The sequence below is a fragment of the Pseudomonas sp. TZ252 genome (assembly GCF_056110345.1).
Genome location: NZ_CM148566.1, coordinates 5,578,279 through 5,592,364, shown reverse-complemented (window position 1 = coordinate 5,592,364; position 14,086 = coordinate 5,578,279). Strand labels below are relative to the sequence as shown.

The 14,086-nt window shown below is 67.1% G+C and carries 16 protein-coding genes; 10 read left to right on the top strand and 6 right to left on the bottom strand.

All coding sequences use genetic code 11. The features are described 5' to 3' along the window. Positions 1-24 precede the first annotated feature (24 nt). A complete protein-coding gene (gene exoY / locus ACYAF3_RS25800; protein WP_023115356.1) occupies positions 25-1,161 on the bottom strand; it encodes a type III secretion system adenylate cyclase effector ExoY in 1,137 nt (378 codons plus the stop codon). Between the two features lie 228 nt (positions 1,162-1,389). On the opposite strand from exoY, the gene ACYAF3_RS25795 reads away from it, so the two are divergent. Further along, positions 1,390-1,803 (top strand): CBS domain-containing protein, encoded by a 414-nt coding sequence (locus tag ACYAF3_RS25795; RefSeq protein ID WP_003089022.1) that lies wholly within the window; start codon positions 1,390-1,392, stop codon positions 1,801-1,803. On the opposite strand, the gene ACYAF3_RS25790 is transcribed toward ACYAF3_RS25795, so the two are convergent. Next, on the bottom strand, positions 1,763-2,029 hold the full coding sequence (locus ACYAF3_RS25790) for an alpha-amylase family glycosyl hydrolase (RefSeq protein ID WP_003162802.1): 267 nt from the start codon (positions 2,027-2,029) through the stop codon (positions 1,763-1,765). The genes ACYAF3_RS25795 and ACYAF3_RS25790 overlap by 41 nt on opposite strands. 197 nt (positions 2,030-2,226) lie before the next feature. Here ACYAF3_RS25790 and hcnA point away from each other — a divergent pair, with 197 nt between their 5' ends. The 9 genes from hcnA (at position 2,227) to ACYAF3_RS25745 (ending at position 11,008) form a co-directional block, all read left to right on the top strand. Further along, positions 2,227-2,541 (top strand): cyanide-forming glycine dehydrogenase subunit HcnA, encoded by a 315-nt coding sequence (gene hcnA, locus ACYAF3_RS25785; RefSeq protein WP_003113684.1) that lies wholly within the window; start codon positions 2,227-2,229, stop codon positions 2,539-2,541. Further along, on the top strand, positions 2,538-3,932 hold the full coding sequence (hcnB, locus tag ACYAF3_RS25780) for a cyanide-forming glycine dehydrogenase subunit HcnB (protein ID WP_003144254.1): 1,395 nt from the start codon (positions 2,538-2,540) through the stop codon (positions 3,930-3,932). Before hcnA ends, hcnB begins: the two co-directional genes overlap by 4 nt. Positions 3,933-3,934: 2 nt before the next feature. Further along, positions 3,935-5,188 (top strand): cyanide-forming glycine dehydrogenase subunit HcnC, encoded by a 1,254-nt coding sequence (gene hcnC, locus ACYAF3_RS25775; RefSeq protein ID WP_023115355.1) that lies wholly within the window; start codon positions 3,935-3,937, stop codon positions 5,186-5,188. A gap of 153 nt (positions 5,189-5,341) precedes the next feature. Beyond that, positions 5,342-5,926 (top strand): TetR/AcrR family transcriptional regulator, encoded by a 585-nt coding sequence (locus ACYAF3_RS25770; RefSeq protein ID WP_023105338.1) that lies wholly within the window; start codon positions 5,342-5,344, stop codon positions 5,924-5,926. 130 nt (positions 5,927-6,056) lie between these two features. Next, positions 6,057-7,094: an NADP-dependent oxidoreductase gene (locus tag ACYAF3_RS25765; protein ID WP_003113689.1), complete on the top strand. Its 1,038-nt coding sequence runs from the start codon at positions 6,057-6,059 to the stop codon at positions 7,092-7,094. Further along, complete coding sequence (locus tag ACYAF3_RS25760) at positions 7,091-7,435, top strand: putative quinol monooxygenase (protein WP_003113690.1); 345 nt, start codon at positions 7,091-7,093, stop codon at positions 7,433-7,435. The genes ACYAF3_RS25765 and ACYAF3_RS25760 overlap by 4 nt, the downstream gene beginning before the upstream one ends. A gap of 5 nt (positions 7,436-7,440) precedes the next feature. Then, complete coding sequence (locus ACYAF3_RS25755; RefSeq protein ID WP_128669647.1) at positions 7,441-8,316, top strand: NAD(P)-dependent oxidoreductase; 876 nt, start codon at positions 7,441-7,443, stop codon at positions 8,314-8,316. Positions 8,317-8,403: 87 nt separating this feature from the next. Further along, on the top strand, positions 8,404-9,999 hold the full coding sequence (locus ACYAF3_RS25750) for an EAL domain-containing protein (RefSeq protein ID WP_019396794.1): 1,596 nt from the start codon (positions 8,404-8,406) through the stop codon (positions 9,997-9,999). Between the two features lie 124 nt (positions 10,000-10,123). After that, positions 10,124-11,008, top strand: coding sequence for a DUF1911 domain-containing protein (locus ACYAF3_RS25745; RefSeq protein ID WP_058197971.1), 885 nt, complete (start codon positions 10,124-10,126; stop codon positions 11,006-11,008). Between the two features lie 15 nt (positions 11,009-11,023). Here ACYAF3_RS25745 and ACYAF3_RS25740 read toward each other — a convergent pair whose 3' ends face one another. The 4 genes from ACYAF3_RS25740 to ACYAF3_RS25725 form a co-directional block, all read right to left on the bottom strand. Continuing rightward, positions 11,024-11,701, bottom strand: a complete 678-nt coding sequence (locus tag ACYAF3_RS25740) for an amino acid ABC transporter permease (protein ID WP_003113694.1) — start codon at positions 11,699-11,701, stop codon at positions 11,024-11,026. Position 11,702: 1 nt separating this feature from the next. Beyond that, complete coding sequence (locus ACYAF3_RS25735; RefSeq protein ID WP_016851652.1) at positions 11,703-12,419, bottom strand: amino acid ABC transporter permease; 717 nt, start codon at positions 12,417-12,419, stop codon at positions 11,703-11,705. Positions 12,420-12,499: 80 nt separating this feature from the next. Further along, positions 12,500-13,306, bottom strand: coding sequence for an ABC transporter substrate-binding protein (locus ACYAF3_RS25730; RefSeq protein WP_003089047.1), 807 nt, complete (start codon positions 13,304-13,306; stop codon positions 12,500-12,502). A gap of 298 nt (positions 13,307-13,604) precedes the next feature. Further along, complete coding sequence (locus tag ACYAF3_RS25725; RefSeq protein WP_003089049.1) at positions 13,605-14,081, bottom strand: hypothetical protein; 477 nt, start codon at positions 14,079-14,081, stop codon at positions 13,605-13,607. Between the last annotated feature and the right edge of the window lie 5 nt (positions 14,082-14,086).

Sequence of the window (14,086 nt, the reverse complement as noted above, 5' to 3'; positions counted from 1 at the left end):
GGCCTTGCCAACGACCTTCGCGCATCAGACCTTACGTTGGAAAAAGTCGAGCGCCTCCTGGAAGCTGGGCCGCAGCGGCACGTTCCAGTCGGGATGGGCGGTGAAGTGATAGCCGTTGCCCTTGATGCACTCGACCAGCAAGGAAAAGCTCTTCCGATCCGCCACCACGCAGACCTCGTCGAAGCGAACGGACTCTTCTCCGACCCGATGCTCCATGGCCCGGGGAAGGTAGAAGGTGGCCGGGAAGTTGTCACCCATATGGGAGCCTGGGTTGCCCGCATCGTCGCTGTGGTGAAACATCTCCCTGTGCTCCCCCCGGCCCAGGCAGTCATTGAGGGCGTCCACCAGTTGCCGCGTGCGCGGAGTGATGTTTCCCCTGGCCATATCCTCCCTGCCATAGAATCCGTCCTCGCTCAGGGGATCCTTTGCACCGAGGGGGGTGTATCTGACCGCGGTATTCCTTCTTGCATCGAGACCACCACTGCCATGCGCCTCGATCGAGGGCGCTACCAGGAAGAGGTCATAATCGGCGGTCATCGCCAGCCCGCAAGCCAGGCTGGCCAGTACCTGCACCGCTTCCGACCGCCCCAGGCGGCTGATCCTGTAGAGACCGTCCGGCTCCTGGCGGGCTTCGAACTCATAGCGTTTGCCGCTGGGGCCCTGCGCGGTCAGGAGGCGAACCGGCCCGACACCGTCTGCCACCAGGCCGAAATTCCGCACCAGCTCCGCAAGGCGTTGCCGAGAGATCCGCAGGTCGGTCTGGGTATAGGCTCCGCCATCCATTCCCTTCGCCACAGCCAGGTTCAGCTTGCGTATTTCCGCCGTGTCGCGGTCTTCCCGCTTGCTGAGATGCTGGTCGACACAGATGAACCCCGCCTGCGGACCCCAGTTCGAGCTTTTCCCCTTCACCGAGAAGCCCTTGGTCGGGAAACCCTCTTCGATCAGCGTGGTGACGATTCTTTCAACCGGGCGAATGCCAAAGACGGTATTCGTCTGCCTGGCCACCGCCTGCATGCGCAAGGCATGTTCGACGGGAACCCCCACCCCCTGCGCATCGAACAGGTCCTGTAGAGCCCGTGCCTGCATATCCGCAGGGCGCAGTAGCGGTCCGGGCTGTGCCGTTGCGTTAGAAACCACCTGACGATGACCGTCGATACGCATGGTTCGTTTTCCCGCATATGCCAAAGAAGGAGTCGAGAATAAGAATCCGGGCAGCGGCGAGATATCAGAAAACGCGGGCAAATTTTTTGTTTTCCGCACGCTGCCCGCGCGAGCGCTAGGTAGATGGCTGCGACGCCGGGAAGAAACTTCGAACTCCCCGTATGCGGGCGATTCACAAGCAGGGAGAGCCGCGCCGAAAACGGCGCGCCGGAAGAAGGAGACAGAACGATGAAAGTCCGGGAAATCATGAGTCGCGAAGTACGTACCGTCACCCCCCAGACCACCCTCGGCGAGGCGGCGCTGCTGATGCGCCAAGCCGATATCGGCGCCTTGCTGGTCAACGAGGGCGAGCGCCTGACCGGCGTGGTCACCGACCGCGACCTGGCGGTGCGCGGCCTCGCCGATGGACTCGGAGCCGACCGCCCGGTGCGCGAGGTGATGAGCGGTGAACTGCGCTACTGCTTCGAGGACGAGGAAGTGGACCATGTGGCGAAGAACATGGCGCAACTGGAGAAGCGCCGCTTGCCGGTAATGGATCGCAACAAGCGCCTGGTAGGCATCGTCTCGCTGGCCAACATCGCGACCTGCAACGCCGACAAGCTCAGCGCCAACCTCTTGCGCGGCGTGGCCCGCGCGCACTGAGTCGGACATGACGGAACGACGGGTGGTGGCGATCTGCGGCGGCAGCGCCGGGGTCGGGCGAGCGATACACCGGTGACGGCCAGAGGGCGTCGCCGCCAAGGCGGCGCAGGTGGTCCGGGCGCGCGACCAGGCCGGGCAGGTCGCCGTCGCTGTCGGTGAACGAACGCGGGTAGACCTGGTAGATCACCGCGCGTTTCCACCAGGGCGGCTGGAAGGATTGCAGCATGGGGCCTCCACGGGTGAGCCGGCTTTGCTGCTTGGCACCCTGGGTTAGGCGCGGGTTCGACTTTTCCGCGCGAACGCCTGCACCCCACCTACCAGAATTGGCAGGGGAAGATACCCACCTGTCATGGATCAATGTCCGCGCCCGGCCCGACTCCTAGTGTCGCCGGCTCCCGACTCTCTCTCACGGATGAAAGGGCAATGCACCTTCTTGAACGTCAACACGATATCCAGCCCCTCTCGCGGGCAGACATGACCATCCACCTCAATGGCCAGCCCGTCGCGGCGGCTGCCGGTGAGACCGTGCTCAACGTGCTCAATGCCGTGGGCCTGCGCCGGCTCGCGCGCAACGACCATGGCCAGGCCAGCGGCGCCTTCTGCGGCATGGGCGTATGCCACTGCTGCCTGGTCGCCATCGACGGCCGGCCCAAGCGCCGCGCCTGCCAGACCGTCGTCCGGCCGGGCATGCGGGTGGAAACCGAAAGCAACCGCTTCGACCAGGAGGAACGGCCATGAACCTGCGCCCGGTGATCGTCGGCGGCGGCTCGGCCGGCATGGCCGCAGCCATCGAGCTGGCCAGGCGCGGGGTCCCCTGCGTCCTCTTCGACGAGGCCTCGCGTCCCGGCGGGGTGGTCTATCGCGGCCCCTTGCGGGCCGGCGTCGATCCGGCCTACCTCGGCGCGCGCTACACCCGGATGCTGGAAAAACTGCGGCGCGATTTCTCCGCCTGCGCCGGGCACATCGACCTGCGCCTGAACAGCCGCGTGGTCGGTGGCGACGGCCAGCGCCTGATGGTCCTCGACGAGGCGGAACAGCTGCACGAGGTGGAGTATTCGCACCTGCTCCTGGCCACCGGCTGCCATGAGCGCAGCGTGCCGTTTCCCGGCTGGACCCTGCCCGGGGTGATGCTCCTCGGCGGCCTGCAATTGCAGATCAAGAGCGGCGTGGTGAAGCCCCTGGGCGATACCCTGATCGCCGGCAGCGGCCCGCTGCTGCCACTGGTGGCCTGCCAACTGCATGCGGCCGGGGTACGTGTCGCCGGGGTCTACGAGGCCTGCGCGTTCGGCCGCATGGCCAGGGAAAGCCTGGCGCTGCTGAACAAGCCGCAACTGTTCCTCGACGGCCTGAGCATGCTCGGCTATCTCAAGCTCAACGGCATTCCGCTGCACTATGGCTGGGGCGTGGTGGAGGCCAGCGGCGAGGGGGAACTGACGGAAGTGACGGTAGCGCCCTACGACGAAGAGTGGCGGCCCGACCTGGAAAACGCGCGACCGGTGAAGGCCAGCACCCTGGCGGTCGGCTATGGCTTCATCCCGCGCACCCAGCTCAGCCAGCAGTTGGGTCTGGAGCACGGCTTCAGCGACGACGGATACCTGCGCGCGGAATGCAACGTCTGGCAGCAGAGCAGCCAACCGCACATCCACCTGGCCGGCGACATGGCGGGTATCCGCGGCGGCGAGGCGGCGATGATCGGCGGGCGCATCGCGGCCTTGTCGATCCTCCTGCAACGCGAGGCCATCGCGCCCGCCGAGGCCATCGAACGCCGAGAATCCCATCTCGCCCGCCTGGAGGCGATCAAGCGCTTCCGCGCCGGGGTCGAGCGCTACACCCAGCGCGGCGCCCGCCAGGTCGAACTGGCGCGGGCCGATACGGTGATCTGCCGCTGCGAACAGGTCACTCGTGGCGACATCGAGCGCGCGCTCGAACAGGGCGTGCAGGACATCGCCGGGCTGAAGATGCGCACCCGCGCCGGCATGGGCGACTGCCAGGGGCGGATGTGCATCGGCTACTGCAGCGATCGCCTGCGCCGCGCCACCGGACGCCACGACGTCGGCTGGCTGCGGCCGCGTTTCCCGATCGATCCGATCCCGTTTTCCGCATTCCAGAACCTCGGTACGGAAGCCTGAACATGAACAGAACCTATGACATCGTGATTGCCGGCGGCGGCGTGATCGGCGCGTCCTGCGCCTACCAACTGTCCAGGCGCGGCAACCTGCGCATCGCCGTGGTCGACGACAAGCGACCGGGCAACGCCACCCGCGCCTCGGCCGGCGGCCTCTGGGCCATCGGCGAATCGGTGGGACTGGGCTGCGGGGTGATCTTCTTCCGCATGATGTCCTCCCGCAACCGGCGCGAGGCCCAGGGCGCGGCGGTGGCGGTGGACGCGAGCACGCCGCACATCCTGCCGCCGGCGTTCTTCGACCTCGCCCTGCAATCCAACGCGCTGTACCCGGAACTGCACCGAGAACTGATCGAACGCCACGGAATGGACTTCAAGTTCGAGCGCACCGGGCTGAAATACGTGATCCAGGACGACGAGGATCGCCAGTACGCCGAGCACATCGTGGCGCAGATCCCGCATCTGGCCGAGCAGGTGCGCTGGCTGGACCGCGAGGAACTGCGTCGTGCCGAGCCGGCGGTCAGCCACGCGGCCCACGGCGCGCTGGAATTCCTCTGCGACCACCAGGTCAGCCCGTTCCGCCTGGCCGACGCCTACCTGGAGGCGGCGCGCCAGAACGGCGTCGAGCTGTTGCTGGGAACCAACGTCACCGGCGTGCTGCGCCAGGGCCGGCGGATCAGCGGGGTGCGCACGGACAATGCCGGGGTGCTGCATTGCCGGACCCTGATCAACGCCGCCGGCGCCTGGGCCGCGGAACTCAGCGAAATGGCCACCGGCCGGCGCATCCCGGTGAAGCCGGTGAAGGGCCAGATCGTCCTCACCGAGCGCATGCCACGACTGCTGAACGGTTGCCTGACCACCAGCGACTGCTACATGGCGCAGAAGGACAATGGCGAGATCCTGATCGGCAGCACCACCGAGGACAAGGGCTTCGACGTCAGCAACACCTTCCCGGAAATCGCCGGCCTGGTGCAGGGCGCGGTGCGTTGCGTGCCGGAGCTGCAACAGGTCAACCTCAAGCGCACCTGGGCCGGCCTGCGCCCGGGCTCGCCGGACGAACTGCCGATTCTCGGTCCGGTGGCGGAAGTGGAGGGCTACCTGAATGCCTGCGGGCATTTCCGCACCGGCATCCTCACGTCGGCGATCACCGGGGTGCTGATCGACCGGCTGGTCCACGAAGAGACGCTGCCGCTGGACATCGCGCCGTTCCTCGCCGCGCGCTTCCAGCCGGAGCCTGCCGCCGTGGCGGTCGCGGCCTGCTAGGTCCGCGAGGGGTAAATCCGCGGAGCGGGGCGGGCGCCGGACCGGCGTCCGTTCCGCACGGTTCCCGACAGCGGCGCAGTTGCCGTCGGCGCTATACTCATGGCTTCGAATTATTTCTAGACGACTGGTCTAATTCAAGCTACCGTGCGCCCCATGAAAACCAGCTACGACGACACCCGCCAGCATCTGCTCGATATCGGATACCGGATCATGGCGGTCAAAGGCTTCTCCGGAGTCGGCCTCAACGAAATCCTGCAGACCGCGGGCGTTCCCAAGGGCTCGTTCTACCATTACTTCAAATCCAAGGAACAGTTCGGCCAGGCCCTGCTGGAGGACTACTTCCGCGTCTACCTGGCGGACATGGACCAACGCTTCTCCGCGCCAGGGCTGAATGCCCGCGAACGACTGATGAGCTACTGGCAGAAGTGGCTGGACAACGCCTGCCCGCCCTGCGACGAGCAGCGCTGCCTGGTGGTCAAGCTCAGCGCCGAGGTCGCGGACCTTTCGGAAAGCATGCGCATCACCCTGCGCGACGGATCCGACGGGATCATCGAACGCCTGGTCGGCTGCCTCGGGCAGGGCCGCGACGACGGCTCCCTCGCGCCCTGCGATGCCCGGCACATGGCCAGCGCGCTGTACCAGTTGTGGCTCGGCGCGAGCCTGCTGAGCAAGCTGCACCGCAGCCCGGGACCGCTGGAGACAGCCATGCAGACCACCCGCAGCCTGCTGGAAATCTGAGGTACCGCCAGGAAATACCCGCCCCGCAAGAGGCGGGTATTTTTTCGACCCGTCAGTAGTTGACTGGTCTAATTTGCCCGGCGCACGGTATGAGCCGTTCGCCACATTCGTCAGACAGAGGAGTCTGGAAATGTCCCAATCCACGCAGGTCAACCGCCGCATCGTCCTCGCCTCGCGCCCCCACGGCGCCCCGACCCGGGATAACTTCCGCATCGAGCAGGTTCCGCTTCCTGAGCCCGGCGCGGGCCAGGTGCTGCTGCGCACCGTCTACCTGTCGCTCGATCCCTACATGCGCGGACGGATGAGCGACGCGCCGTCCTACGCGCCGCCGGTGGAGCTCGGCGCGGTCATGGTCGGCGGCACGGTCAGCCGGGTGGAAGCCTCGAACCATCCCGGGTTCAAGGTCGGCGACTGGGTACTCTCGGCCAACGGCTGGCAGGACTACGCGCTTTCCGACGGCAGCGGCCTGGCGCGCCTGGGCGAGTCGCCGGAGCATCCGTCCTACGCCCTGGGCCTGCTCGGCATGCCCGGCTTCACCGCCTACATGGGTCTGCTCGACATCGGCAAGCCCCAGGCCGGCGAGACCCTGGTGGTGGCCGCCGCCACCGGGCCGGTCGGCGCCACCGTCGGACAGATCGGCAAGCTCAAGGGCTGCCGAGTGGTCGGCGTCGCCGGCGGTGCGGAAAAATGCCGCCACGCCGTGCAGGTGCTCGGCTTCGATGCCTGCCTCGACCACCATGCCGCGGACTTCGCCGAACGACTGGCCGAGGCCTGCCCGGACGGCATCGACATCTATTACGAGAACGTCGGCGGCAAGGTCTTCGACGCCGTCTTCCCGCTGCTCAACGCCAAGGCCCGGATCCCGGTCTGCGGCATCGTCGCCCACTACAACGACACCGAGCTGCCACCCGGGCCGGACCGCTTGCCGGCGCTGATGGGCACGATCCTGCGCAAGCGCATCAAGGTGCAGGGCTTCATCATCTTCGACGACTACGGCCATCGCTACGATGAATTCCAGCGCGACATGTCGAAGTGGTTCGCCGACGGCCTCATCCAGTACCGCGAAGAGCGGGTCGACGGCCTGGAGAATGCCCCCGAGGCCTTCTTCGGCCTGCTCCAGGGACGCAATTTCGGCAAGCTGGTGGTGCGCGTCGGAGCCGACGCATGAACCAGGCGGTCCGTGTGGTAGCGCTGTTGCAGGCGCGCGAGGGCAGGGCGGCGGAGGTCGAGCGGCTGCTGCTGGCCTGCGTGCAGCCGTCGCGGGCCGAGGACGGCTGCCTGTCCTATGTCCTGCACCGGAGCCTCGACGAGGCCGGGCGCTTCGTCTTCGTCGAGCGCTGGGCCGACCGCGACGCCATCGAGCGGCACCGACGGATGCCGCACTACAGGGCGATGGCCGATGCCGTCGCCGATCTCCTGGCGGACCGCCAGGTGTTCCTCCTCGAGGAACTGCCAGCGGCCAGCCTGTCTCCGGTAGATCCGGAACCTACAAGACCCCACGAGGAGTGAAACGGATGAAAGTCGGATTTCTGGGCCTGGGCGGCATGGGCGCCGCCATGGCCACCCGCCTGGTGCAGGCGGGACTCGAAGTGACGGTGTGGAACCGTTCCGCGGCGGCCTGCGAGCCCCTGGTGGCGCTGGGCGCTGCCAGGGCGGAGGAGGTCGGCGAGCTGTTCGGCCTCGACGTGGTCATCAGCATGCTGGCGGACGACCAGGCGATTCGCGGCGTGCTGCTCGACAGCGGCGCGCTCGAACGGGCGAGGCCGGGTCTCATCCACCTGAGCATGTCGACCCTGTCGCTCGATTGCGTCGAGGCGCTCGACCAGGCGCACCAGCGCCAGTGCCTCGCGTTCGTCGCCGCGCCGGTGTTCGGCCGCACCGACGTGGCGGAGGCCGGCAAGCTGAACATCGTCGTCGGCGGTCCGGAGGAAGCCATCGAGCAAGTCAAGGCGCTGCTGGAAATTATGGGACAGAAGACATGGTTTTTCGGAAAAGACCCGCGCGGGGCAATGGCGGTGAAGATCTCTGGTAACTTCATGATCGCCAGCGCCATCGAAAGCATGGGCGAAAGCGTCGCCCTGGTGAAGCGCCTGGGCGTCGAGCCCGGCCGGTTCATGGAGCTCATGTCCTCGACGCTTTTCGATGCGCCTGTCTATCGCAACTACGGCCCGCAGATCGTCGAGCAGCGTTTCACCCCGGCCAGGTTCCGCCTGGTCCTCGGGTTGAAGGATGTCGATCTGGCGCTGTCCGCCGGCAAGCGCCACAACGTGCCGCTGCCGCTGGCCAGCCTGTTGCACGACGTGTTGCTCGAAGCCATCGCCCATGGCGACGGGGAATCGGACTGGACGGCGCTGGCGAAGGTAGCGTTGTCACGATCGGGACAAATCTGAAAAGGTTCTGCGCACGGCCCGGCAGGGCCCGTGAAGCTGTTCGGCAATCTGGCGTGCTTTCCATGGATTCATTAGGCGGAAGAAGGTATGTCCGAGCGTGGAACGGCTGCAGAAGGCCGGATCAACTGGCGACGCATCCTGCCGATACTGCTCACCACCACCCTGGTGGGCGGTGTCTGTGGGGTCTTCGTCATCAACGAACTGGATCGCCAGCACGACGGCGCGCACCTGCGCTCGTACACCGAGAGGGCGCTGGAGCGGGCACTGGAGATTTCCTCCGCGGCGGACCAGATGCTCCGCGAGATGAACGCCGGCAGCGCGCCGGCCTGCAGCGACCAGGACCTGGAAATGCTGCGTTCCATCGTGCTCGAGTCGCGCTTCATGAGCGACGTTGGCAGGATCAGCGGCGACCGGGTCATGTGCACGGGCGTCCGAGGCCGGCTGCGCGCGCCCTGGGGATTGTCCGCGCCCGACCGGGTAGATGCCGCCGGCACCCGCTTCTGGTCGGAGGGCATGCCCCTGCCGTTGCAGGCGCTGCCCACCGGGCTGGTCAGTCGCGGCAACGCCGTCGTATTCATTGCCCCGCACGCCTATTTCGATGTCGACCACCCGGCCCCGGGCATCTCGGCGGCGGCCGTCAGCAGTGGCGGCGACTACATCTACCACCGTTTCGCCTGGGACGACGATCAGCCCCTCGAGGCGCTCGACCGGCCCGGCTGGCCGCGCTTCATCGGCGCCCGGCAGATAAGCCTGTGCGACCCGACGCAGGACATCTGCGTGGTCTCCCTTCTCCGCGAACGCGGCCTGCTTGGCACCGAGCCCGGACGCGCGGCCATGGCCGCGGCGATCGGCGGCGGGCTGTTGTTCGGCGTCATGCTGCTGCTCAGCTACCTGTTCGGCTTCCTCAACGACGAAAAACTGCCGGCCAGGCTGCTGCGCGCGTTGAAGCGCGAGGCCCTGGAGGTGCACTACCAGCCCATCGTGCGCCTGGCCAGCGGCCGCTGCGCCGGGGTCGAGGCCCTGGCGCGCTGGACCGATAGCAGCCTGGGGCGGGTTTCCCCGGATGTCTTCATCGGCGCCCTGGAGGAGAGCGGCGACATCGAACTGCTGACCCGTTTCGTCTTCCGCCGCGCCCTGAAGCAGCTCGGGCCGTTGCTGAGGGAACAGCGGAGCTTCTACGTCAGCGTCAACGTCACCGGCAAGGACATCGCCGACCCCGGTTTCATTGATTTCGCCATGCGCCAGATGGCCAGGGAAAGCGTGCGCCCGGAACAGGTCGCGCTGGAACTGACCGAGCGCACCACCGAGGCCCAGGGCTGCCTGCTGGCCGGGATGAACCGCCTGCGCGAACTCGGCCTGAAGATCTACGTGGACGATTTCGGCACCGGTCATTCGAACCTGGTCTACCTGGCCAACCTGCCGGTAGACGCGATCAAGATCGACAAGGTCTTCACTCAGTCCATCGGCGACAGCAGCGCCGTCGAACTGATCTTCGACAAGCTCTGCTCGATGGCCGAGCACCTGGAGATCGGCGTGGTCGTCGAAGGGATCGAGACACAGGCCCAGGCCGACCACGTGCTGCGCCGCTCGCCCGAGGCCCTCGGCCAGGGCTGGCATTTCGGCAAGGCACTGCCGCTGGAGGCCTTCCTCGACTACTACCGGAACCAGCCGGCGGGCCGCTAGAACGGACCTTCCGCGGGGCACCACGCTGCGCTAGCATCGGCCGTCCATACCGGATGCGGCCTGGACGGCCGCACTCCGGATCGCACGGAACGGCCGGAAACGGCCGCGATCACCACAGGCCGCCATGTACGCATTCCCCCTCACCCTGGACAACCGACTCGCCGAAGCCCTGCCGCTATGGCGCAACCTGGCCCGCACCGACCGGGCGCCGCGAAGGAACATCGACCTCGCCGACTGGAAAGCCGACTGGCGCGAACTGATCGCCGCGCTCGACAGGTTTTCCCGGAGCCACGGCTATCGCCAGCCGTTCGCCGCGCAAGGGCACGCAGCCCTGGAAAACGCCTGGGCCTGGGGCCAGGCCGCGGAAAACGCCAGTACGCTGCTGCTCAAGGCCATCGACCGGGGCCTGGCCGGCGCCGAACTGCGCTCCATCTACCTGGAGACCGCCGCGCTGTGGCTGGACTACAGCCGGCTGCTCGGCGCCGCCCGCGACAGCCTGCACGAGCAGGGCGAGGTCGACTTCGAGACGGCGCCGGCCCTGGCGCCGCGCACAGGCCAGTATCCGTTCGCGCTGCAACTGCTCGCCATGGGCGTGCTGCTCGATGCCCAGGAGCTCATCCCGGCGCTGGTCGAGGAGGTCCTGCAGTTCGATACCGACCGCCTGCTCGACTATCTCGGCGCGGCCGCCCTCGGCCTGACTTCCGCCAGCGAGGAAACCTTCCATCCAAGGCCGTTCGGGCAGTTGCGGGCGTTCTTCGAAGAGGCGGACGGCAGCGACGCCCAGGCGCTGGCGCCTTACCTGCAAAGCCAGTACCGGGAGTTCTTCCAGCTTTCCCCCAAGGCGCAGAAGAAGACCCGCCGCCTGACCGGCCCCTACGCCTGGGGCTGGTGGGCCATGGAGGTGTCGGCGCTGGGCGTGCTCTACGGCTGGGACGATGGCGTCCTGCGCGCCTCGCCGCATTACCTCGGCGACCTGGTCGACTACGCGCGGGCGCGCGGCGACGCCTGAGCCACCGGCCGCCGCTCAGGCCCGCCGGCGGCGGGCGAGGAACGCGGCGGCCAGGTCGAGGCTGGTGCAGAGCAGGAAGTAGAGCAGGGCGACGAACAGGAAGATCTCCGTCGGGTGGACCATCACCCGGTTGCTCACCTGGGTGGCGACGAAGGACAGCTCGCCGACGCCGATCACGTAGGCCAGGGAAGTGTCCTTGATCAGCGACACCCACTGGTTGAGGAAGGATGGCAGCATCACCGGCAGCGCCTGCGGCAGGATCACCAGGCGCAATACCTGCCACGGCCGCAGTCCGAGCGCGCGGGCGGCCGCCCACTGCCCGGCGGGGAGGCTGTGGATGCCGGCGTACACCGAGTGGGCGAGGTAGGCGCCGCCGATCAGCGACAGCGCGCAGACCACGGTGGCCAGCGCCGGTACGTCGACATGGAAGACGATCGGCAGCAGGAAGTAGGTCCAGAAGATCAGCATCAGCACCGGGATCGCGCGGAAGAAGCCGAGCAGCGCCACCAGCAGCAGGCGCGGCTTGCCGGGCAGCACCGCGAGGGCCACGCCGAGGACCAGGCCGAGCACCGCCGAAGCCAGTCCGGAGAGCGACGCCAGCAGCAGGGTCAGCGCCGCTCCGCCGAGCGGGCCGTCCGGGTAGGCGCCGAGCAGCAGGTAGGACAGGTTGTCCGAGATGACCGAGAAATCCATCTCAGGCACCTCCCTGGCGGTAGCGGCGGGTCTGCTGCAACGCCTGGCCGAAAGCTTCGATCAGGGCGATGGCGCCGATGTAGAGAAGGGTGGCGATACCGAAGGCCTGGAAGGTCTTGAAGGTCTCGGTTTCCACCTGGCGCGAAGCGTAGGACAGCTCGGCCAGGCCGATGGCCATCGCCAGCGAGGAGTTCTTCAGCGCATTCATGTACTGCCCGAGCAGCGGCGGCAGAGCCGTGCGCAGGGCCTGCGGCAGCACCACCTCGCGCCATACCTGGCGCTGGGTCAGCCCCAGGGCGAGGCCGGCGGCGCGCTGCTCGGGGCGTACCGAGGCGATGCCGGCGCGGAACTCCTCGGCGACGAAAGCCGAGGTATAGAGGGTCAGCCCCCAGGCACCGGCGAGGAACTCGAAGGACGGCCAGTCGAGCAAGGGCGTCTCGTGCGGCGTGTTCAGCCAGCTCACCAGCGCCTCCGGCAGCAGCGCGGGAACGCCGAAGTACCAGAAGAACAGCTGCACCAGCAGCGGGGTATTGCGGAACAGCGCCAGGTAGGCGCGCGCCGGCCAGGACAGCAGGCGCCGGCGCGACAGCCGGGCGATGGCCAGGGGGGCGCCGATCAGGGTGGCGAGCAGGCAACTGAGCAGGGCAAGACCGAGGGTCAGCAGGAAGCCGTCGAGCAACCAGCGCAGGTACTGCGGGGCGAGAAGTTCGCCGAACATGTGCGGGATTCCGTCGGGTAGAACGAAAAACGCGCCTCAGCGAAGTGAGGCGCGCGGGTCGTGCGGGCGAAGCGGGCCGCTCAGCTCTTGTCGCCGATCTTGTACAGGCGCGCCAGCGGGGTCTTGGTCTGCGGACCGAACCAGGTGTCGTAGATCTTCTGCGCCTGGCCGTCCTGCTCCAGCTCGCGCAGGCTCTTGTCGACGAACTCGGTCAGGGCCTTCTCGCCCTTGGGAATACCGACGCCGATCAGGTCGTTGGAAATGGTGAAGGGCGGCACTTCGTACTTGTCGCGGTCGGGCACGTTGGCCAGCAGGCCGATCAGCTTCGGACCGTCCTGGGTGATGGCCTGGACCTGGCCGTTGCGCAGGGCGGTGAAAGCGAAGGGCGTGTCGTCGTAGGCGATGACCTTGGCTCCGGGGAACTTCTCGCGCAGCACGCCTTCGTTGACCGTGCCCTTGTCCACGCCGACCCGCCACTTGTTGAGGACTTCCGGCGAGGTCAGGGTGCCTTTCTTGACGATGAACTGCTGGCCGGAGGAGAAGTAGGGGATGCTGAAGTCCACCTGCTGCGCACGCTCCGGGGTGATGGTGAAGTTGGCCAGGACCAGGTCGACCTTGTTCGCCGTCAGCAGCGGGATGCGGTTGGCCGGGTTGGTCGGCAGCACTTGCAGCCGGACGCCCAGCTTGTCGGCCAGGGCCTTGGCATAGTCGACGTCGAGGCCTTCGATCTGCTTGCTCTTGGCGTCGACGAAACCGAACGGCGGGTTGCTGTCGAAGGACGCGACGCGCAATACGCCGGCCTTGCGGATGTCCTCCAGGCGGTCGGCCTGGGCCAGGCCGGAGATCAGGGCGAGAGCGAGGGCGGTGATGGCGGGGAGTTTCTTCATGAAAGTTCCAGCTCCTTGTCGGCCGCGATCGACGATCAGGGCCTTGCAATGTGGGGCGGACATTCCGGATGGGAATGCCGCCATGTCGGCGCGGGGGTATCCCGTGGCGAAGGGAGTTTGGCAGGGGCCAAGGGTCGGGAGAAAAGAATGAATCGATCTATCTTATTTCCAGACGAAATAAGAGGTATGAAAACAAGGATTCAAGGAAATAAAAAACGATAGCGTAACGCCATTGTCCGCAGGGCTTCCGCGTCGGGGGTTCGTCGTCGAGAAGGAAGGCCGGGGCCCGGCGGCCCCGTCAGCGGCTGTCCCGGCAGTCGATCACACTGGCGTTGGTGATGATGTCCCGGCTGTCGGTGTACAGGGTGATGCTGCAGAAATAGTCGAGGATGGTCTCGTTCTCGTAGTAGCCGGTCTTGCGATAGACCGCCTCGCTACTCACCGGCGCCATGCCGGCGACCCCCTGGCCACCGACGCCGACCCAGGTCTCGCGCTGGCCGACGTACTCGGTGCCGGTCTGTATGAAGACCTTGTCCGGCCCCATGTGGGTCCGCACGCGGTTCCAGGCGTAGAAGCCGCCGCTACCGTAGGACGAAGGGCCGAGGCCCTGGTCGGGCTTGCCGAACAGTTCGAAGGCCTTGCCGGCGGGCTGGCCGATGAGCTTCTGCGCGGCGACCTTGACCTCGTTGTCGCGATTCCCCGACTGACCGAGGGAGGCGCAGGCGCTGAGACCGAGGACGAGCAGGGCGAGACCGAAGGGCTTGATCGAGGGCATGGCAT

What these genes read in the sequence shown, in the direction of transcription:
- exoY (WP_023115356.1), bottom strand. Translation starts at nt 1,161, where the DNA reads ATGCGTATCGACGGTCATCGTCAGGTGGTTTCTAACGCAACGGCACAG.
- ACYAF3_RS25795 (WP_003089022.1), top strand. Translation starts at nt 1,390, where the DNA reads ATGAAAGTCCGGGAAATCATGAGTCGCGAAGTACGTACCGTCACCCCC.
- ACYAF3_RS25790 (WP_003162802.1), bottom strand. Translation starts at nt 2,029, where the DNA reads ATGCTGCAATCCTTCCAGCCGCCCTGGTGGAAACGCGCGGTGATCTAC.
- hcnA (WP_003113684.1), top strand. Translation starts at nt 2,227, where the DNA reads ATGCACCTTCTTGAACGTCAACACGATATCCAGCCCCTCTCGCGGGCA.
- hcnB (WP_003144254.1), top strand. Translation starts at nt 2,538, where the DNA reads ATGAACCTGCGCCCGGTGATCGTCGGCGGCGGCTCGGCCGGCATGGCC.
- hcnC (WP_023115355.1), top strand. Translation starts at nt 3,935, where the DNA reads ATGAACAGAACCTATGACATCGTGATTGCCGGCGGCGGCGTGATCGGC.
- ACYAF3_RS25770 (WP_023105338.1), top strand. Translation starts at nt 5,342, where the DNA reads ATGAAAACCAGCTACGACGACACCCGCCAGCATCTGCTCGATATCGGA.
- ACYAF3_RS25765 (WP_003113689.1), top strand. Translation starts at nt 6,057, where the DNA reads ATGTCCCAATCCACGCAGGTCAACCGCCGCATCGTCCTCGCCTCGCGC.
- ACYAF3_RS25760 (WP_003113690.1), top strand. Translation starts at nt 7,091, where the DNA reads ATGAACCAGGCGGTCCGTGTGGTAGCGCTGTTGCAGGCGCGCGAGGGC.
- ACYAF3_RS25755 (WP_128669647.1), top strand. Translation starts at nt 7,441, where the DNA reads ATGAAAGTCGGATTTCTGGGCCTGGGCGGCATGGGCGCCGCCATGGCC.
- ACYAF3_RS25750 (WP_019396794.1), top strand. Translation starts at nt 8,404, where the DNA reads ATGTCCGAGCGTGGAACGGCTGCAGAAGGCCGGATCAACTGGCGACGC.
- ACYAF3_RS25745 (WP_058197971.1), top strand. Translation starts at nt 10,124, where the DNA reads ATGTACGCATTCCCCCTCACCCTGGACAACCGACTCGCCGAAGCCCTG.
- ACYAF3_RS25740 (WP_003113694.1), bottom strand. Translation starts at nt 11,701, where the DNA reads ATGGATTTCTCGGTCATCTCGGACAACCTGTCCTACCTGCTGCTCGGC.
- ACYAF3_RS25735 (WP_016851652.1), bottom strand. Translation starts at nt 12,419, where the DNA reads ATGTTCGGCGAACTTCTCGCCCCGCAGTACCTGCGCTGGTTGCTCGAC.
- ACYAF3_RS25730 (WP_003089047.1), bottom strand. Translation starts at nt 13,306, where the DNA reads ATGAAGAAACTCCCCGCCATCACCGCCCTCGCTCTCGCCCTGATCTCC.
- ACYAF3_RS25725 (WP_003089049.1), bottom strand. Translation starts at nt 14,081, where the DNA reads ATGCCCTCGATCAAGCCCTTCGGTCTCGCCCTGCTCGTCCTCGGTCTC.